Below are 18931 nucleotides of genomic sequence, written 5' to 3'. Positions count from 1 at the left end.
GCTCACATCCGTTCGAATCCCCGGAACAGCTCCCAGTCGGTCACGGCCGCGTCGTAGGCGGCCAGCTCGACCCGGGCGTTGTTCGCGTAGTGGGCCACCACGTCCTCGCCGAAGGCGTCCCGGGCGAAGGAGGAGCCCTCCCAGAGCTCCAGCGCGTCCCGCAGCGTGTGCGGAACCGTTTCCGCCCCCGACGAGTAGGCGTTCCCCCCGAACGCCTCCTCAAGCGGCAACGCGTTCTCGATGCCGTGCAGCCCGGCCGCGATCAGCGCCGAGACGGCCAGGTAGGGGTTGACGTCGCCGCCGGGCACCCGGTTCTCGATCCGCAGCGACGGGCCGTGGCCGACCAGGCGCAGCGCGCAGGTCCTGTTGTCCACCCCCCACTTGACCGCGGTGGGCGCGAAGCTGCCGGGGACGTAGCGCTTGTAGGAGTTGACGTTCGGCGCGTACAGCAGGGTCAGCTCGCGCATCAGGGCCAGCTGACCGGCGATGAAGCGCTCGCCCACCGGCGACAGGCCGTGCTTGCCCGACGATCCTCCGCCCCCGGCCATGACCGGCTCCCCGTCCCCGTCCCGCAGCGAGATGTGGATGTGGCAGGAGTTGCCCTCGCGCTGGTTGGGCTTGGCCATGAAGGTGATCGACATCCCCTCCTGGGAGGCGATCTCCTTGGCCCCGTTCTTGTAGATCGAGTGGTTGTCACAGGCGGCCAGGGCCTCGCCGAAGCGGAAGGCGATCTCGTGCTGGCCCAGGTTGCACTCGCCCTTGGCCGACTCGACGTACATCCCGGCGCCCTCCATGCCGAGCCTGATCCGGCGCAGCAGCGGCTCGACCCGGGCGGTGCCGAGGAGGGAGTAGTCGACGTTGTAGAGGTTGGCGGGGGTCAGGTCCCGGTAGCCCCGGCGCCAGGCGTCCTCGTAGGTGTCGGCGAAGACGACGAACTCCAGCTCGGTCCCGACGAACGCGCCCCAGCCGTGCCCGGCCAGCCGGTCGAGCTGGCGGCGCAGGATCTGCCGGGGCGAGGCGGTGACGTCGGAGCCGTCCTCCCACAGGAGGTCGGCCATCACCAGGGCCGTCCCGTCCTGCCAGGGCACGCGGCGCAGTGTGGACAGGTCGGGCTTCATGGTGAAGTCCCCGTAGCCCCGCTCCCAGGAGGACATCGCGTAGCCGTCGACCGTGTTCATGTCCACGTCGACCGCCAGCAGGTAGTTGCAGCCCTCCGAGGCGTGCCCCAGCACCTCCTCCAGGAAGTAGCGGGCCGAGAGTCGCTTGCCCTGCAGGCGCCCCTGCATGTCGGCGACCGCCAGCAGAACGGTGTCGATCCGCCCCGCCCGCACCTCGTCGTGAAGCTCGTCGGTGTCCACGCGCCCTCCTCGCCGGAGTCTTATTGGGCTATTGTCAGACCATTGACGTGCAGCGAGGGGAGCCTTGTCAAGGGCCGGAGGTGAGATGTGGACGAGGTGTCGCGGCTGGTGACCGTGCTTCGGCCGGTACGTGCCGGAAACGCGTTCGAGGAGACCGTGGAGCGGCTCCTCCAGGTCATCAAGCTCGGCCTGGTGGCCGAGAAACTGCCGCCCGAACGGGAGCTCGCCGCCCAGCTCGGCATCAGCAGGGTCACCCTGCGTGAGGCCATCCGGGCGTTGCAGGACGCCGGCTATCTCAGCGTACGCCGTGGCAGGTACGGCGGCGCGTTCCTCACCTACGCCCCGCCCCGGCCGCGCCAGGAGGACGAGCTGCGCCGGGCCGTCGTGGACATGGGCACCGACGACCTGGAGGACGCGCTGACGTTCAGGATGGCGGTGGAGTGCGGGGCCGCCCAGGTGCTCGCCACCACCGAGCTGACCCGGGAGCGCCGCGACGCCCTGCGGGAGCGGTTGCAGGCGGTCAACTCGGCCAACCCCGACGACTACCGCCGTCTCGACACGGCCTTCCACCTGTCGATCGCCGAGCTGACCGGCTCGGCGCTGCTGACCGCCTGCTGCGCCGACGCCAGGCTCCGGATCACCGACCTGCTCGACGCGATCCCGATCCTGCAGCGCAACATCGAGCACGCCGCGGTCCAGCACGCGGCGATCGTGGCCGCCATCCTGGCCCGGGACCCGGAGGCCGCGCGCCGGGCCGTGGACGAGCACCTGCAGGGCACCGGTGCCCTGCTGCGCGGCTTCCTCGCCTGACGCCGCGGGGTTCTCGCATAGCCTGATGGGCCGGTGGAGGATTTGTTCCAGGAACGGATCATGGACGCAGGACGGCTGCCGCTGTTCTGTTTCTTCGTCGCGCTGATCGCCGCCTTCCTGTTCACCCGGGTCAACGTCCGGCTGATCCGCGCCAGGATCGGCTGGTTCGGCAACGTCAACGTCGGCGAGATGCACATCCACCACGTGGTGTTCGGCGTGGTGCTCACCCTGCTGGGCGGGGTCTCGGGCCTCATCGTCTCCGGGGTCTCCGACGGCTGGTACGCGGTGACGGCGGCCGTCTTCGGAGCCGGGGCCGCCCTGATCCTCGACGAGTTCGCGCTCATCCTGCACCTGAGGGACGTCTACTGGGAGGAGGAGGGGCGCGCCTCGGTCGACGCCGTGTTCATCGCCGTCGCGGTCACCGGCCTGCTCCTGCTCGGCCTGCGTCCCCTGGGCTGGGGGGACTCCGACGGCACCCCGCTGGGCGCATGGCCGGCGGCCGGTCTCATCGTGGTCAACCTCGGGCTCGCCGTGATCACGCTGCTCAAGGGCAAGATCTGGACCGGGCTGGCGGGCCTGTTCCTGCCGCTCCTGCTGGTGCCGGGGGCCCTGCGGCTGGCCAGGCCCGGCTCGCCCTGGGCCCACTGGTTCCTCGCCCCGGGCGCCCGGCGGCCGCGCCCGGCCAAGCTGGCCAGGGCCGAGCGCCGCGAGGAGCGATGGCGCCGCCCGGTGATCCGCGCCAAGATCGCCTTTCAGGAGTTCCTCTCCGGCCGCCACGACCTGCCCTCCACCCGCCGCCGCTCCCGCCGCTGAGCCGCTTCCGGCGTTTCCTTCGCCGAACCGTACGCCGCGGCTTCCTGCCGCTCCCGTCGTTCCTGTCGCTCCCGCCGGGCCGTGCGGCGCCGCTTTCGCGCGCGGACCGGGTGCCGCGGCGCCCGGCGCGCCGGCGCCAGGCGCGCCGGGCGGTACCCGCGCGCCGGAGGCGGGCATACTGGAGGGCGTGAGTACGCTTCCTTCCCGTTGGGACGGCGTGGAGCAGCGCGTCCCCGAATCGCTGACCGACCTGCGCGGCCCGGCGACCGGGAAGGTCGCCCTGCCCGGCCATCTGGGCTGGTCCGGGCTGGCGGAGTACGACCTGGTCGATCCGCTGCTGCGGATGAGCCTGTACCGCACGGTCATCACCGGGGGCGGCCGCTCCGACGCCGAGTCCTTCCTGAACGCCGACCTGTTGCTGGCCGACTGGCCGACCCTGCGCCGGGGCATCGGGCCGAGCTACCGCAGGGCCTGGGAAACCAAGATCACCGCGCTGGGGCACGAGGCCCTGGCGCCGGGATGGCCGCGGTGATCCTGCCCCCCTTCCAGCAGCGGATGCTGGAGGCCGCCCTGCCCGCCTGCACCCGGTACGGCCTGGTCCTGGCGGGCGGTTACGCCATGAACGCCCACGGCTTCACCGAACGCCCGAGCAACGACCTCGACTTCGCCACCGCCGCCGAGACGCCGCTGCCCGAGGTGGCCGAGGGGATGGCCGACGCGTTCCGGCAGGCCGGGTTGGAGGTCACCCTGACGGAGGTGACGCCCAGGATGGGCCGCCTCGTGGTCAGCGACCCGGTGACCGAGCAGAGCTGCGAGTTCGACCTGCTCAGGGAGGCGTTCCAGCAGCAGCCCGTGATCGTCGGCGACCTCTCCGTCGTCTCCCTGGACGACGCGGTGGGCCTGAAGATGCGGGCCCTGCACGAGCGCAGCCTCGCCAGGGACGTCATCGACATCGCCTCGGTCTCCCACCTGTACGGCTTCCGCGAGCTGGAACACCTCGCCCGCCTGCACAACGAGGAGTTCTCGCTCGCCGAGCTGGTGATGCGCCTGGAGTTCGTCGACCTGATCGCCGACGAGGACTTCGAGGCCTACGGCGTGAACGGCGAGCGGGTCACCGAGATCCGCAGGTTCGCCCACGCCTGGGTGGAGGACATCGGCCTGCGCCGCGCCGAGGAGGGCGACGTGGAGTACGACGACGTTCCCGACCCCGACTGACGGCGGCACCCGAAACGCGGCACCGGAGACGCGACACCTGAAACGCGGCCCTGGCACGGATATCCGGCACGCGGCGCCGGACACCTGACGCCGGACGCGCGGCACCGGAGGCGCGGCGCCGGAACGGGACGAGAGCGGTGAACGCCGGAACCCGGGCGAGAGCGGTACAGACGGGACCCCGGTGAAAAGGGAGGACTTCCCGGACGCATACTCGGTCGCGCGCCGGGCAGTCGAAGGTCCTCTCTGCCGAAGGAGTACTGATCATGGGTCTCATGGAGAAGCTCAACCTGCGCGAGATGAAGGCCAAGGCCAAGCTGAAGCTGGGCAGCCGGACGGGCAACCGCCGGTTGGTGGCCGAGGCCAGGACCGAGGAGGCCGAGGCGAAGCTTCTGAAGACCCAGGACGAGATCCTGGACACCGTCGCGGAGATGCGCAAGGAGTACGGCGCCCGCCGCCACTGACCCTCGTCCACCGCACCGGTCACCGGTGTCCCGCCGACGGGCTCCTGCCGGAGCCGACTCCGCGTCGGCGGGACACCGGTTTTCTGCTGTCCGGGTCCTATTACTCATCATTTCATGAGCGGAAATTTCGCGAATTCCGCATGATCGTACATAGACAGAATATATGTCTGTTTGGCTATAGTCCGGAGGCATTAAAGGGCGTAAGTGGACCGATCATTTGAAGGTGGGCGAATGACCAGCCTCGATTCAGCCACGTCCGTCGTCCGATCGGCGATCGCCGAGGTCCTGTGCGTGCCGAGCGACCAGGTGAAGCCCGGCGCCTCCATCGCCGACCACCAGATCGACAGCCTGGAATGGGTGGAGATCTCCGTCATCATCGAGGAGAAACTGGGCATCCAGCTCGACCCCGCCGACTTCGCCGGGGCGAGGACCGTGGCCGACATGGCGGGCGTCCTGCACGCCGCGCTGGCCTCCCGGTGACGAGCACGGTGACCATGATGACGGGCGCGGTGACAAGCGCGGTGACGGGCGCGGTGACGGGCGCGGTGACGGGCGCGGTGACGGGCGCGGTGACGGCATGACGACGGGCGCGGTGACGGCGCGGTGACGCGGGTCGTCGTCACCGGGATGGGCGTCAAGAGCCCGGCGGGCAACACGACCGCGGACGTCTTCGCCGCGGTGCTCGCGGGCACCTCGCTCGCCACCGAGATCCCCGGGCTCGCCGACGCTCAGGTGCCGGTCACGATCGGGTGCCCGCTGGTCCCGTTCGAGCCGCTGGACTACTTCGGCGAGCGCGAGCTGAGGACGCTCGACCGTACCGCCCGGATCGGGCTCGCGGCGGCGATCGACGCCCTCACCGACGCCGGCGTCGGCCGCGGTGCCGACGGCGGTCCGCCCGCCGGGCGGTGCGGGGTCTACCTGGGGACCGGCGGGGGCGGGTTCGCCACCCTGGAGAGCCTGATCGTGGGGCACACGCTGGGCCGGGAGAAGGTCCCCGTCCACGCGGTCCCGTCGCTGATGTCCAGTTCGACCGCCTCGCGCATCGCGATCAGGTACGGCTTCCGGGGCCCCTGCCTGACCTTCAACACCGCCTGTGCCAGCGGGGCCACCGCGATCGGCGAGGCGCTGCGGGCGATCCGCTCCGGCGTGGTCGACTCGGCCGTCGCCGGTGGCCTGGACGCGCTGCTCTCCCCGCTCGCCATGCACGCCTTCGCCCGCGTCGGCGCGCTGTCGGAGCGGACGCACGCGCCCGAGCGGGCGTGCCGCCCGTTCGACGCCGACCGCGACGGCTTCGTCATGGGGGAGGGGGCGGCCTTCCTCGTCCTGGAACGCGCCGACCTCGCCCGCGCGCGTGGCGCCCGCGTCCACGGCGAGGTCGCGGGGTACGCGGCCAACTGCGACGCGAACCACATCGTGGCACCGCTGCGGGACGGCTCCGTCGCGGCCGAATGCATGCGCGCGGCCCTGGGCGACGCCGGGCTCGGCCCCGCCGACATCGGGCACGTCAACGCGCACGGCACCTCGACCCCCCACAACGACAGCGCCGAGGCCGCGGCCCTGTACGCCTGCTTCGACGGCGCCAGGCCCGTCGTGACCTCGACCAAGGGGGTGACCGGGCACCTCGTCGGCGGCGCCGGGGCGCTGGAGGCGGTCATCTCCCTGCTGTCGGCCCGCGAGGGACTGGTCCCGCCGACCGCCAACTTCACCGGCGGTCCCGAGGCCGACCTTCTCGACCTCGTCCACGGCGAGCCCCGGCCCGTCCCCGCAGCCCCGGTGCTGTCCAACTCCTTCGGCTTCGGCGGCAGCAACGCCTGCCTGGTCCTGAGACCCGCGCCGCGCTCCTGACCGTCCCGGGGCGTTTCGTGGTTTCGTGGAATTCCCCGGTTCCCCCACGGCCCCCCGCGCGTCCGTGTCAGTCCGTGTCCGCGTGTGCCCCGTGCGTGTGCCCCGTGCGCGTGCCCGTCGTGCTCACCTCCCCGTCCGGCGTGTCCACGTCCATGTGCACCCCTCTTCGTGTCAATTGAAGTTGACGGCGACGGCTTCGTCAACCTATGTTGACGCCATCGATTCCCGGCGACGGGACAGGGACGAGACGCTCGGAGCGGACGTATGCGCGGTAGACAAGAAGGGCGGCCTGAGGCCGATCACGTCGTCACGGAGGGGGCCGCTTTGCCCGAGACCGCGTCCTGGCGGTTGCTCGCCGCCTACGTACGGCCGCACCGTCGGGCACTGCTGCTGGGCGGGACGCTCACCCTGGTGGGCTCGCTGGCCGGGCTCGCGATGCCGCTGCTGGCCAAGGCGGTCATCGACGCGTTCGGTGAGCGAAGCTCCCTGCTCGGCCCGGTGCTGGGCCTGACCGCCGCCGTGCTCGCGGGCGCGGCCATCGGCGCGCTGGGCAACTACGTGATGGAGCGGATGGGCGAGGGCATCGTCTTCTCGGCCCGCCGGCGCCTGGTCGACCGGATCCTGCGGCTGCGGGTGCCGGAGGTCGACCGGCTCAAGCCGGGGGACCTGATGTCCCGCGTGACCTCCGACACCACGCTGCTGCGGGCGGTGTTCACCAACGGTGTCGTCGAGATGGTCAGCTCGGTGTTCATGCTGATCGGCGCCATCGTGCTGATGGCGATCATGGACGGGATGCTGCTCCTCATCACGCTCGGCGTGCTGGTCCTGGTCGGCGGCATGGTCGGCCTGATCATGCCGCGCATCCGGGAGGCGTCCGTCCAGGCGCAGGCCGCGGTCGGCGAGATGGGCGCGGTGCTGGACCGGGTGCTTCAGGCGTTCCGCACGGTCAAGGCGAGCGGCGCCGAGGAGCGGGAGATCGCCACGGTGGGCGCGGCGGCCCGCGAGGCGCGCGACCGGGGGATCGCCGTCGCCTGGCTGAACTCCATCGCCGGAATCTCGGCCTGGGTGTCCGCTCAGCTCGCGTTCGTGGCCGTGCTCGGCGTGGGAGGCGCCCGCGTCGCCTCCGGCTCGCTGGAGGTCTCCTCCCTGATCGCCTTCCTGCTCTACCTGTTCTACCTGGTGGCCCCCATCGGCCAGCTCGTCCAGGGCGTCACGCAGCTGCAGAACGGCCTGGCCGCGGCCGAGCGGATCCGCGAGATCGAGGAGCTGCCCGCCGAGGCGGCCGACGGCGCGCTCTACCGGTCCGGAGGGGCACCGGCCGGGGTGGTCTTCGAAGGGGTGGCCTTCCGCTACGGCGACGACAGGCCGGTCGTGCACGAAAACGTCTCCTTCGAGGTGCCCGCGGGCGGCCTGACCGCCCTGGTGGGGCCGTCCGGGGCGGGCAAGTCCACGGTCTTCTCCCTGCTGGAGAGGTTCTACGAGCGCCAGGCCGGGTCGATCAGGATCGACGGCCGCGACATCGGGGACTGGCCGCTGGCCGAGCTGCGCGCCTGCCTCGGCTACGTCGAGCAGGACGCGCCGGTGCTGGACGGCACCCTCAGGGAGAACCTCGTCTTCGCCGCGCCCGGCGTGGACGAGGCCGCCATCCGGCGGGTGCTCGCCCGAACCCACCTCCAGGAGCTGGTCTCCCGCCTCCCCGAGGGCCTGGACACCCGGGTCGGGCACCGCGGGATCATGCTCTCCGGCGGCGAGCGCCAGCGGGTCGCCATCGCGCGGGCCCTGCTGCGCGGCCCCCGGCTGCTGTTGCTGGACGAGGCCACCTCCCAGCTCGACGCGGTCAACGAGCTGCGGCTGCGCGAGGTGATCGCGGAAGTGGCGTCGGAGACGACCGTCCTGGTGATCGCCCACCGCCTCTCCACGGTGACCGGCGCCGGCCGGATCGTGGTCATGGAGGCGGGCCGGGTACGGGCCGTGGGCACCCACGACGAGCTGCTCGCCGACGACGCCCTCTACCGCGAGCTGGCCGCCACCCAGTTCCTGCTGCCCACCTGAGCCCTGCCGCCCTGCCCCCCGCCCGCCCGGGCCCTGCTCGTGCGGGCGCTCGGGACCCGGCGGGTGAACGCATCGCACGGTCACCGGCTCGGTTGTGCAAATTCATATCGTTCAAAAAGAATAATGCGGACATCGGTCCGGTGGATTGATTCGCCGTCCGGTGAACCGGGCATCCCGCCAGTGCGAAGCCTCTCCTTCGCACCGGGGCGCCCATCGGGCGCGCGCCGCATTCGATCTCCCGACCCCGTCCGTGCGGGACGAGAGCCGGGGCGTGACGATCGTTACGGCCACCACCAGGGGTGTCGTGGGCGCGCTTGCCTGCGGCACCCCGTCCGTGGGTTGACCGGCGGTCCCCGCGTGGCCAAGTATGAATGCGTTCATTCATCTCCGATGGGGAGGTCGGGCATGACCGGCAGCCGGGTTGTGCGCGCGCCGCGCGGTACCACGCTCACCGCCAAGGGGTGGCCGCAGGAGGCCGCGCTCCGCATGATCCAGAACAACCTGGATCCCGAGGTCGCCGAGCATCCGGAGGAGCTCGTCGTCTACGGGGGCTCGGGCAGGGCCGCCCGCGACTGGCGGTCCTTCGACGCGATCACACGCACCCTGACGACCCTGGAGGGCGACGAGACGCTGCTGGTGCAGTCCGGCCGTCCCGTCGGCGTGTTCCGTACCCACGAGTGGGCGCCGCGGGTGCTCATCGCCAACTCCAACCTCGTGCCCGACTGGGCGAACTGGGAGGAGTTCCGGCGGCTGGAGGCCGCCGGGCTGACCATGTACGGGCAGATGACCGCGGGTTCCTGGATCTACATCGGCACCCAGGGCATCCTGCAGGGCACCTACGAGACCTTCGGCGCCGTCGCGGCCAAGCGGTTCGGCGGCGACCTGGCCGGAACGATCACGCTGACCGCCGGGCTGGGCGGCATGGGCGGCGCCCAGCCGCTGGCCGTGACCATGAACGGCGGCGTGGTCATCTGCGTCGACTGCGACCCCCGCTCGATCGACCGGCGCATCGAGCACCGCTACCTGGACGTCCGCGCCGCCGACCTGGACGAGGCGCTGCGCCTGGCGTACGACGCCCGCGACCGGCGCGAGCCGCTGAGCATCGGCGTGGAGGGCAACGCGGCCGAGGTCGTGCCCGAGCTGCTGCGCAGGGGCGCCGAGATCGACGTCGTCACCGACCAGACCTCCGCCCACGACCCGCTGATGTACCTGCCGGTGGGCGTCGCCTTCGAGGACATGGCCGACGAGCGCGCCAAGGACCCGGCCGGCTTCACCCTCAGGGCCCGCGAGTCGATGGCCGCGCACGTGGAGGCCATGGTCGGCTTCCAGGACGCCGGAGCGGAGGTCTTCGACTACGGCAACTCGATCCGGGGGGAGGCGCGGCTCGCCGGCTACGGCCGCGCGTTCGACTTCCCCGGCTTCGTGCCCGCCTACATCCGGCCGCTGTTCTGCGAGGGCAAGGGACCGTTCCGCTGGGCCGCGCTGTCGGGGGCGGCCTCCGACATCGCCAGGACCGACCGCGCGATCCTGGAGCTGTTCCCCGACAACGAGCCGCTCGCCCGGTGGATCCGGCTCGCCGGGGAGAAGGTCCACTTCCAGGGCCTGCCCGCCCGCATCTGCTGGCTCGGCTACGGCGAGCGCCACCTGGCCGGGGAGCGGTTCAACGACATGGTCGCCTCCGGGGAGATCGAGGCCCCGCTGGTCATCGGCCGCGACCACCTCGACTGCGGGAGCGTCGCGAGCCCGTACCGGGAGACCGAGGGGATGGCCGACGGCTCCGACGCGATCGCCGACTGGCCGCTGCTGAACGCCATGCTGAACGTGGCCTCCGGCGCCGCGTGGGTCTCCATCCACCACGGCGGCGGGGTCGGCATCGGCCGTTCCATCCACGCCGGGCAGGTCACCGTCGCCGACGGCACCCGGCTCGCCGCCGAGAAGCTGGAGCGGGTCCTCACCAACGACCCCGGCACCGGGGTCATCCGCCACGTCGACGCCGGATACGACGAGGCCGCGGTCGTGGCCTCCGAGCGGGGCGTGCGCGTCCCGATGCGGGAGTCCTGACGGGCCGGCCGCGGGAGCGGGGGGCGGGAATGCCCGTGGGGCGTCGTGCGGTTGGAGGGGGCGTGGCGGACGGACTCGATCGGTTCCTGGAGGGACGGCGGCTCTCGCCCGCCCAGCGGCGGATCGCGCGCTACCTGACCGACCACCTGGCGGAGGCCATCTTCCTGTCCAGTGTGGAGCTCGCCGAGCGCGCCGGGGTGAGCCAGCCGTCGGTGACCCGGTTCGCGATGGTGCTCGGCTTCGCGGGCTACCCCGAGCTCAGGCACGCGCTGCGGCCCCTGGTCGTGGGCGGGCGGACCCCGTCGCGCGCCAACGACCTGCAGGCCGCGATCGACGCGGAGATCGACAACCTGCGGAACGTCCGCGAGACGCTGGGCGACCCCTCGGGCATCGTGGACCTGGGCACCACGCTGGCCGGGTGCGAGCCCCTGCCCGTGCTGGGCCTGCGGGTCTCCAGCGGGCTGGCCACCACGTTCGCCTACTTCGCCCGCCGGATCCACCCCGACGTCCGGCTGCTCACCCACGGCGGCTCGGAGCTGGCCGACGGCCTGCACGCCGCGCGCCGGGCGGGGGCGGGCTGGCTGCTCGCGGTGATCCTGCCGCGCTACCCGGCCGAGGCCGTGCGGGCCCTGCTCACCGCCCGTGAGCTGGGCCTGCGCATCGCCGTGATCACCGATCGGCCGGACGTGCCGTTCGAGGCGGACGTGATCCTGGCCGCCCCCGTGGGCGAGCGGCTCGTCTTCGACTCGCACGCGGCGCCCCTGGCCCTGGCCATGGTGCTGGTCGAGGCCATGGCCGACGCCGCGCCGCTGCGCACCCAGGCCCGGCTGGAGGAGTACGAGCGGATGACCGAGCAGGCGCGGGTCTTCACCGAGCACCCCGGCTGACGCTCCGGCCGCCCCGGGAGAACCGGCCGGGCGGACCGATCGGATTCGCCGCCCTACCCCGCGAGCCGCTTCATCGAGCCGACGGACCAGCGCAGGCTGATCGCGGACAGGGCCAGGAGGAGACCGAACGCCAGCGGGATCGAACCGTCGGAGAAGTCGCCGTCGAACAGTGCCCGGCCGGCCTCGACCGCGTGGTAGAGCGGATTGAACTGCGCGACCGCGCGCATCCAGTCGGGGGCCAGCGACATGGGCAGCATGATGCCGGTGAGCAGGACCAGCGGCATCGCGAAGAACTGCATGATCTGCGACATGCCGTTCTCGTCGCGCAGCGCCAGCGCCGTGCCGTACGACAGGCCGGAGGCGAGCAACCCGGTGGCGGCCATCAGCACCAGCATGAGCGCCAGCCCCGGCAGGCTGGCCCGCATGCCCATCAGCGTGGCCAGCCCGATCACCAGCACGGCCTGGACGACCAGCACGATCATGTCGCGCAGGCTGCGGCCCAGCACGATCGCGGGACGCCAGACGCCGCTGACCGCGAGCCGTTCCAGGTAGCCGTTGCGAATCTCGCCGATCATGCCGAAGCCCACGAAGAGCGAGCCGAACAGGGCGATCATCATCATCACGCCGGGGGTGAACATCCGCAGCGTGCCGGCCGTGGTGCCGCCCGCGGTGGTGTTGGCCACCAGCGGCGCGAACAGGAGCAGGTACAGGACGGGCTGCATCAGGCCGAACAGCGGCCAGACCGGGTTGCGCAGGGTGGCCCTGAGCTCGTGGCCCAGGAACAGCATCGTGTGTCGCATCATGGGGGGTCCTCGTCGTTCAGTTCGCGTCGCGCAGGGAACGGCCGGTGTGGCGCAGGAACACGTCGTCGAGCGTGGCCCGCTCCAGGGAGATCGAGCGGATCGGCAGCCCTCCGGCCTCCAGGAGGCGGAGCAGCGCGGGCAGGTTGTGCTCCCCGTCGTCGAGGTAGGCGCGCAGGACGTCCTCCTCCTGGCGGACCTCCCTGACGTACGGCTCGGCGTCCAGGAGTGTCCGGGCCTCGGAGAGCCGGTCGAGGCGGAGGGTGACGACGTCGCCCGCGACCTCCTTCTTGAGCTCGGCGGGGGTGCCCTCCGCGACGACGCGGCCGTGGTCGACGATGACCAGCCGGTCGCAGAGCGCGTTGGCCTCCTCCAGGTAGTGGGTGGTCAGCAGCACGCTGGTGCCCCGCTCGCGCAGGGCGCGCACCTCGTCCCACAGGTGGACGCGGTTCTGCGGGTCCAGGCCGGTGGTGGGTTCGTCGAGGAAGAACAGCGGTGGGTGGTTGACCAGGCCGAGGGCGAGGGCGAACCTGCGCTTCTGGCCGCCGGACAGCGTCCGTACGGGCCGGTCGGCGAGTTCGGCCAGGTCGAAGGCGGCCAGGAGCTCCTCGCTGCGGGCCTTCGCCCGCGCACGGGACATGCCGCCGATCCGGGCGGCGAGGACCAGGCCCTCGCGGCCGGGGGCGTTCTCGTCCACGCCGCCTTCCTGGCCGACGTAACCGATCCTCTCCCGGACCCTGGCCGCCTCGGTGACCACGTCGTGGCCCGCCACCCGGGCGGTGCCGGAGGTGGGGGTCACGAGGGTGGCGAGCATCCGGACCGTGGTGGTCTTCCCCGCGCCGTTGGGGCCGAGGAAGGCGAAGATCTCGCCCTCGGCGACGGACAGGTCGACGCCCTTGACGGCCTCGACCTCCTGAGGGGCGCCTCTGCCGCGCCGGGCGGTGAAGGTCTTGCGCAGGTCGTGCGCTTCGATGATCATGACTCTCCGTGGTGGGGGGTGCAGAAAGGTTCTGGGAACGGGGACGCGAACCCGGCCGTTCCCCGTGAAGGTCGCCCGTCGTGCCGGTACGCGGGGCGGGCGGGGTCAGGGAAGCCTGCCGGACCTGACGTCGCCGACGGTCTCCTCGATCCAGTCGAGCTGCGCCTGGAACTGGCGGATGTTGAGCCGCAGGCACTCGTCGACGTGCCGGGGGGCTCCGTAGGACTGTTTGCCGCCGAGGGCCCGCTCCATCATCGAGATGGACGCGCGCAGTTGCTCGACCCTGGCCTCCATGGCGTTGACGAGGTCGGCGGGGGGAAGCCGGTCCATGAAGGTGAGCGCGACCTGGAAGGGGTCGATGATCGGCTTCACGAACCACCAGCTGTTCATCAGCTGCTGGTGGAAGTCGGCCCGCCCGGCCTCGGTGACGGCGTAGACGGTCTTGCCGCCCCTGCCCTGCTCGACGATCTCCAGCAGCCCCTCCTCGGCCATCTTGGCCAGGCCGTGGTAGATCGAGCCGTAGGCCACGTTGGCCCAGGTGTCGGCGCCCCAGAGTTCGAGGCGGCGCCGTACCTCGTAGCCGTGGAGGGGGCCGTCGAGCAGGACGCCGAGCAGCAGGGTGCGGGTGGAGGACATATTCAAATTTGTATTCAAGTTTGAGTATGGTGTCAACATGCGAGAGATCAGACGTGACGACGACGGTGCCCTGCTGGGCTTCATCCGCCCCTCGGCCGGGGGGTGGGAGCCCCTGACCGTGTTCGGCTACCCGCTCGGGGAGCCTCGTCCGGAGGTGGACGCGCTGGAGGAGGTCCGCCGGTCCGGGCTGGAGGTGCTGATGGGCCACTGGCGGTTCCTGGAGGACGGCGAGTGGTACCGGTGTGTGATCGTCGAGGCGGCGGCCGACGCGGTCAGGATCCGCCCCGACGACATCGGATACCCGCGCGAGAACGTCCTCGCGGTGACGTTGGAGCGTCCGGGGCCTGAGACGTTCCGCCCCGAGTGACCGGCGGCCGTCAGGAGCGGCCGGCGGCACGGTCGGCCGGAACGATCCGGTCGGCCGGGGCGTCCCGGGGGACCCGGGCGGCGGGGAGGGACGATCGGCGGTCCGAGTAGGGTGATCGTCATGTCCGAACGCCCTGTCGCGCTGGTCACCGGCGCCTCACGAGGGGTCGGCGCCGCGATCGCCCGCGCCCTGGCCCCTGCCCACGACCTGCTGCTCGGCGGCCGCGACACCGAGGCGCTGGCCGCGGTGGCCTCCGGCCTGCCCGGCGCCCGCCCCTGGCCGGTGGAGCTCACCGCCGTCACCGAGGCCGATGTCGCCGGCATCGACCGGCTCGACGTGCTCGTGCACAGCGCCGGAGTGGTGACCCTGGGCCGCGTCGAGGAGACCCCGGCCGAGGTGTGGCGCCGCACGATGGAGGTCAACGTGATCGCGGTGGCCGAGCTGACCCGGCTGCTGCTCCCGGCGCTCCGCGCGGCGGGCGGTCACGTGGTGCTGGTCAACTCCGGGTCGGGGCAGCGGACCAGCCCCGGCTGGGGCTCGTACTCGGCCAGCAAGTACGCGCTGCGCGCCTTCGCCGACGTGCTCCGCCAGGAGGAGCCGGGCCTGCGGGTGACGACGGTCTACCCCGGGCGGGTCGACACCGACATGCAGCGCGGGGTGCGCGACCAGGAGGGCGGCCCGTACCAGCCGGAGAAGTACCTGGAGGCGGACTCGGTGGCCCGGGCGGCGATGGCGGCGCTGACCGCGTCCCCGGACGCCCACGTCACCGAGATCACCGTCCGGCCCTCGGCGGGTCCGTCGAGCTGAGCGCGATTCCCGGTCGCCGAAGCACCCTTCCGAAGGCCTCGGGCGGAAGAGACTCGCCAATGAATGGGTTCATTCACATAATGGGAGGGTGTTCGACGAGATGTGGGGTGCCATCGAGCACCTCGGACGCGACGACCGGACCCGTGGCTACCTGAGGGACGCCTGGTCACCCGCCGACCTGGAACTGCGGCTCTGGTTCGGGCAGGAGGCGGCCAGGCGCGGCCTCGACACCCGGCAGGACCGCAACGGCAACCTGTGGGCCTGGTGGGGCGACCCCTCGGCGACCCCGGGAGTGGTCACCGGCAGCCACCTCGACTCGGTGCGCCAGGGCGGCGCCTTCGACGGCCCCCTCGGCGTGGTGTCGGCCTTCGCCGCCCTCGACCTGCTGCGGGCCCGGGGTTTCCGGCCCTCCCGGCCGCTGGGGATCGCCTGCTTCACCGACGAGGAGGGCGCCCGCTTCGGCGTCCCGTGCATCGGCTCCCGCCTGCTGACCGGCGTCCTCGACCCCGGCAAAGCCCGTGCTCTGACCGACGACGAGGGCGACTCGCTGGCCGAGGTGCTGCGCCGCGCCGGACGCGACCCGCAGGAGCTGGGCCGCGACGAGGAGACCCTGCGCCACATCGGCGTCTTCGTCGAGCTCCACGTCGAGCAGGGCCGGGACCTGGTCCACCGGGACGCGCCGGTCGGCGTCGCCTCGGCCATCTGGCCGCACGGCCGCTGGCGCTTCGACTTCCACGGCCAGGCCAACCACGCGGGCACCACCCGCCTGGCCGACCGCGACGACCCGATGCTGCCCTTCGCCCGTACCGTGCTGCACGCCCGGCAGGCCGCAGAGCGCAGCGACGGCGTCGTCGCCACCTTCGGCAGGACGCGCGTGTCGCCCAACAACGCCAACGCCGTCCCCGGCCTGGTCAGCGCCTGGCTGGACGCCAGGGGCGGCGACGAGGACGCGGTCAGGGCACTGGTCGCCGAGGTGACCGAGTTCTCCGGGGCCGAGGTCGTCGCCGAGTCCTGGACCCCGCTCGTGGACTTCGACGCGGTGCTGCGGGAGCGGATCGCGGCCGTCGCCGGAGGCGCCCCCGTCCTGGCGACCGGCGCCGGGCACGACGCCGGGATCCTCGCGTCCGCGGGCGTTCCCGGCGCGATGGTGTTCGTCCGCAATCCGACGGGCATCTCTCACTCTCCGGAAGAACACGCCGAGAGGGCGGACTGCCACGCCGGGGTCGCCGTCCTCGCCGCCGTCCTGGAGGATCTGTGCGGGAGCTGACCTACTGGTGCGAACTGGCCTGGCTGCCACCGGGCCGGGCCGTCGCGGGAGTGCTCGTGACGGTCACGGACACGGTGATCACCCGGATCGGCACCGGGACGGCGTCCCCGCCCCCGGGAGCCGTCCGCCTGGCGGGGCTGACCCTGCCCGGCCTGGCGAACGCCCACTCCCACGCCTTCCACCGCGCCCTGCGCGGGGCGACGCAGCGCGAGAGAGGCACCTTCTGGACCTGGCGCGAGCGGATGTACGCCGTCGCCGGCAGGCTCGACCCCGACTCCTACCTCGCCCTCGCCAGGGCGGCCTTCGCCGAGATGGCGCTGGCCGGGATCACCTGCGTGGGGGAGTTCCACTACCTGCACCACACCCCGGGCGGCAGGCCCTACGACGACCCGAACGTCATGGGTGACGTGCTCGTCCAGGCGGCGCGCGAGGCCGGGCTGCGCATCGCGCTGCTGGACGCCTGCTACCTGACCGGCGGCGCCGGCGTCCCGCTGAGCGGCGTCCAGCTCCGGTTCGGCGACGGCGACGCCGACCGGTGGGCCGCGCGGGTGGAGGACCTCGCGGCCCGCCACCGGGGCGAGCGGGACGTGGAGATCGGCGTGGCCGTGCACTCGGTCCGCGCGGTCCCGGCCGGGCAGATCCCCGTGGTGGCCGACCTCTCCAGGCGCCACGCCGTACCGCTGCACGCCCACGTCTCCGAGCAGCGGGCCGAGAACGCCGCCTGCGAGGAGGCGTACGGCATGAGCCCGGTGCGGCTGCTGGAGACGCACGGCGCGCTGGGGCCCCGCACGACCGCCGTGCACGCCACCCACCTGTCGCCGGACGACGTCGCGCTGCTCGGCGGTTCCGGCACCCGTGTGTGCATGTGCCCGACGACCGAACGCGACCTCGCCGACGGCATCGGCCCGGCCAGGACGTTGTCCGGCGCGGGATCGCCGATCACGCTCGGCTCGGACAGCCACGCGGTCGTCGACCTGTTCGAGGAGGCCCGCGCGGTCGAGCTGAACGAGCGGCTGGCCAGCGAACGGCGCGGCCACTGGGCGGCCGCCGAACTGCTGCACGCCGCCACCGCCGCCGGGCACGACTCGCTCGGCTTCCCCGGCGCGGGCGTGCTCGTCCCCGGCGCCTGGGCCGACCTGGTCTCGCTGCGCCTGGACTCGGTCCGCACGGCCGGCGCCTCCCCCGAGCACCTCGCCGAGACCGTGGTCTTCGCCGCCACCGCCGCCGACGTGCACTCCGTGGTCTCGGGAGGCCGTCACGTGGTCTCGGACGGGCACCATGTCCTCGGCGACGTCGGAGCCCTGCTCGCCGGGGCGATCGCCGCGACACGAGAGGAGAACGCGTCATGAGGCGCGTCACGGACGGGGGACGGCCGGTCGGGAGCACGCTGTTCGACCGCATCGGCCTGCTCCACACGGGCGACCCCGCGCGCGAGGAGATCCACGACGCCGCGCTGGTGGTAGAGGACGGCCACGTGGCGTGGGTCGGGCACGCCGGATCGGCGCCCGACGCCGACGAGCGGATCGACGTGGACGGGCGCTGCGTGATCCCCGGCTTCGTCGACAGCCACGCCCACCTCGTCTTCGCGGGGGACCGTACGGCCGAGTTCGCCGCCCGCATGGCCGGCCGCCGCTACACGGCGGGCGGGATCCGTACCACGGTCGCGGCGACCCGTGCCGCCTCCGACGCCGAACTGGTGGCGCGCACCGCGACGCTGGTGGCCGAGATGCTCGCCCAGGGGACGACCACGGTCGAGATCAAGAGCGGGTACGGCCTCACGGTCGAGGACGAGCGCCGCTGCCTGGAGATCGCGGGCGGGTTCACCGCGGAGACCACCTACCTGGGCGCGCACGTCGTCCCGCAGGACGCCTCCTCGGCCGAGGAGTACGTGAGCCTCGTCACCGGGGAGATGCTCACGGCGTGCGCGCCGCACGCCCGCTGGGTCGACGTGTTCTGCGAGCGCGGGGCCTTCGACGCCGAGCAGTCGGAGGAGATCCTGCGGGCCGGGATGGAGGCGGGGCTGATGCCGCGCGTCCACGCCAACCAGCTCGGGCCGGGGCCCGGGGTGCGCCTCGCCGCCGAGGTGGGCGCCGCCTCGGCCGACCACTGCACCCACCTGACCGACGACGACGTCTCGATCCTGGCCTCGTCGGGGGTGGCGGCCACCCTGCTGCCCGGCGCCGAGTTCTCCACCCGTTCCCCCTACCCGGACGCCCGCCGCCTGCTGGACGCCGGGGTGACGGTCGCGCTGGCCACCGACTGCAATCCGGGCTCCTCCTTCACCTCCTCCATGCCGTTCTGCGTGGCGCTGGCCGTCCGCGAGATGGGGATGACGCCGGTGGAGGCGATCAGGGCCGCCACGCACGGCGGGGCCGGGGCGCTGCGCCGGGGCGACGTCGGGACGCTGAGGGTGGGGACCCGGGGGGACCTGGTGATCCTGGACGCCCCGACGTACGTCCACCTCGCCTACCGGCCGGGAGTGCCGCTGGTGACGCAGGTGTGGAAGGACGGCCGCCGCCTGGTCTGACGGGGTTTCCATGGGATCGCTGGAGTACGGGAGGCATCCTCCCTGA

General features: G+C 72.6%; 19 protein-coding genes. 15 read left to right on the top strand and 4 right to left on the bottom strand.

Annotation, left to right across the window (positions count from 1 at the left end; translation table 11 throughout):
* Nucleotides 1-2 precede the first annotated feature (2 nt).
* Nucleotides 3-1358 (bottom strand): glutamine synthetase family protein, encoded by a 1356-nt coding sequence (locus tag ACLQ2R_RS18045; protein WP_425960950.1) that lies wholly within the window; start codon nt 1356-1358, stop codon nt 3-5.
* 87 nt (nt 1359-1445) lie between these two features.
* Here ACLQ2R_RS18045 and ACLQ2R_RS18040 point away from each other — a divergent pair, with 87 nt between their 5' ends.
* From ACLQ2R_RS18040 to ACLQ2R_RS17995, 10 genes are all read left to right on the top strand, one after another.
* Nucleotides 1446-2168: a FadR/GntR family transcriptional regulator gene (locus ACLQ2R_RS18040; protein WP_425960948.1), complete on the top strand. Its 723-nt coding sequence runs from the start codon at nt 1446-1448 to the stop codon at nt 2166-2168.
* Between the two features lie 60 nt (nt 2169-2228).
* Nucleotides 2229-2981 carry a hypothetical protein gene (locus ACLQ2R_RS18035; RefSeq protein ID WP_425960946.1) on the top strand — a complete coding sequence of 251 codons (753 nt, stop codon included), beginning with the start codon at nt 2229-2231 and terminating at the stop codon, nt 2979-2981.
* Between the two features lie 187 nt (nt 2982-3168).
* Nucleotides 3169-3513, top strand: coding sequence for a hypothetical protein (locus ACLQ2R_RS18030; protein ID WP_425960944.1), 345 nt, complete (start codon nt 3169-3171; stop codon nt 3511-3513).
* Nucleotides 3501-4196, top strand: a complete 696-nt coding sequence (locus ACLQ2R_RS18025; protein ID WP_386235337.1) for a nucleotidyl transferase AbiEii/AbiGii toxin family protein — start codon at nt 3501-3503, stop codon at nt 4194-4196. The genes ACLQ2R_RS18030 and ACLQ2R_RS18025 overlap by 13 nt, the downstream gene beginning before the upstream one ends.
* A gap of 263 nt (nt 4197-4459) precedes the next feature.
* Nucleotides 4460-4657, top strand: coding sequence for a hypothetical protein (locus tag ACLQ2R_RS18020; protein WP_425960942.1), 198 nt, complete (start codon nt 4460-4462; stop codon nt 4655-4657).
* 231 nt (nt 4658-4888) lie between these two features.
* The gene (locus ACLQ2R_RS18015; RefSeq protein ID WP_386235334.1) at nt 4889-5137 is read left to right on the top strand and encodes an acyl carrier protein; all 249 of its coding nucleotides are present in this window, start codon (nt 4889-4891) and stop codon (nt 5135-5137) included.
* A 123-nt stretch (nt 5138-5260) separates the two neighbouring features.
* Entirely contained in the window at nt 5261-6502 is a 1242-nt protein-coding gene (locus ACLQ2R_RS18010; RefSeq protein WP_425960940.1) for a beta-ketoacyl-[acyl-carrier-protein] synthase family protein, read from the top strand.
* Nucleotides 6503-6826: 324 nt separating this feature from the next.
* Nucleotides 6827-8554 (top strand): ABC transporter ATP-binding protein, encoded by a 1728-nt coding sequence (locus ACLQ2R_RS18005; RefSeq protein ID WP_425960938.1) that lies wholly within the window; start codon nt 6827-6829, stop codon nt 8552-8554.
* 405 nt (nt 8555-8959) lie between these two features.
* Nucleotides 8960-10615, top strand: coding sequence for a urocanate hydratase (gene hutU, locus ACLQ2R_RS18000; protein WP_425960936.1), 1656 nt, complete (start codon nt 8960-8962; stop codon nt 10613-10615).
* A gap of 62 nt (nt 10616-10677) precedes the next feature.
* Nucleotides 10678-11502: a MurR/RpiR family transcriptional regulator gene (locus ACLQ2R_RS17995; RefSeq protein ID WP_425960934.1), complete on the top strand. Its 825-nt coding sequence runs from the start codon at nt 10678-10680 to the stop codon at nt 11500-11502.
* Nucleotides 11503-11555: 53 nt separating this feature from the next.
* Here the strand turns inward: ACLQ2R_RS17995 and ACLQ2R_RS17990 are convergent, their stop codons facing one another.
* The 3 genes from ACLQ2R_RS17990 to ACLQ2R_RS17980 all read right to left on the bottom strand — a co-directional run bounded on the left by ACLQ2R_RS17990 (nt 11556) and on the right by ACLQ2R_RS17980 (nt 13917).
* Nucleotides 11556-12305, bottom strand: a complete 750-nt coding sequence (locus ACLQ2R_RS17990; RefSeq protein WP_425960932.1) for an ABC transporter permease — start codon at nt 12303-12305, stop codon at nt 11556-11558.
* Nucleotides 12306-12321: 16 nt separating this feature from the next.
* Entirely contained in the window at nt 12322-13281 is a 960-nt protein-coding gene (locus ACLQ2R_RS17985) for an ATP-binding cassette domain-containing protein (protein WP_425960930.1), read from the bottom strand.
* A gap of 105 nt (nt 13282-13386) precedes the next feature.
* On the bottom strand, nt 13387-13917 hold the full coding sequence (locus ACLQ2R_RS17980) for a PadR family transcriptional regulator (protein ID WP_425960928.1): 531 nt from the start codon (nt 13915-13917) through the stop codon (nt 13387-13389).
* Nucleotides 13918-13954: 37 nt separating this feature from the next.
* Between ACLQ2R_RS17980 and ACLQ2R_RS17975 the strand changes: the two genes are divergently transcribed.
* The 5 genes from ACLQ2R_RS17975 (at nt 13955) to hutI (ending at nt 18885) form a co-directional block, all read left to right on the top strand.
* A complete protein-coding gene (locus tag ACLQ2R_RS17975; protein ID WP_425960926.1) occupies nt 13955-14284 on the top strand; it encodes a hypothetical protein in 330 nt (109 codons plus the stop codon).
* Between the two features lie 120 nt (nt 14285-14404).
* Complete coding sequence (locus ACLQ2R_RS17970; RefSeq protein ID WP_425960924.1) at nt 14405-15091, top strand: SDR family oxidoreductase; 687 nt, start codon at nt 14405-14407, stop codon at nt 15089-15091.
* 100 nt (nt 15092-15191) lie between these two features.
* On the top strand, nt 15192-16358 hold the full coding sequence (locus ACLQ2R_RS17965) for an allantoate amidohydrolase (protein ID WP_425961157.1): 1167 nt from the start codon (nt 15192-15194) through the stop codon (nt 16356-16358).
* Nucleotides 16346-17707 (top strand): formimidoylglutamate deiminase, encoded by a 1362-nt coding sequence (locus tag ACLQ2R_RS17960; RefSeq protein WP_425960922.1) that lies wholly within the window; start codon nt 16346-16348, stop codon nt 17705-17707. Before ACLQ2R_RS17965 ends, ACLQ2R_RS17960 begins: the two co-directional genes overlap by 13 nt.
* Nucleotides 17704-18885: an imidazolonepropionase gene (hutI, locus tag ACLQ2R_RS17955; RefSeq protein WP_425960920.1), complete on the top strand. Its 1182-nt coding sequence runs from the start codon at nt 17704-17706 to the stop codon at nt 18883-18885. The genes ACLQ2R_RS17960 and hutI overlap by 4 nt, the downstream gene beginning before the upstream one ends.
* Nucleotides 18886-18931: the final 46 nt, after the last annotated feature.

The sequence above is a fragment of the Streptosporangium sp. DT93 genome, assembly GCF_049844535.1.
In the GTDB taxonomy this organism is placed as follows: domain Bacteria; phylum Actinomycetota; class Actinomycetes; order Streptosporangiales; family Streptosporangiaceae; genus Streptosporangium.
Note: the sequence above shows the minus strand (reverse complement) of the source record. Positions and strands in the feature narration are given on the sequence as shown.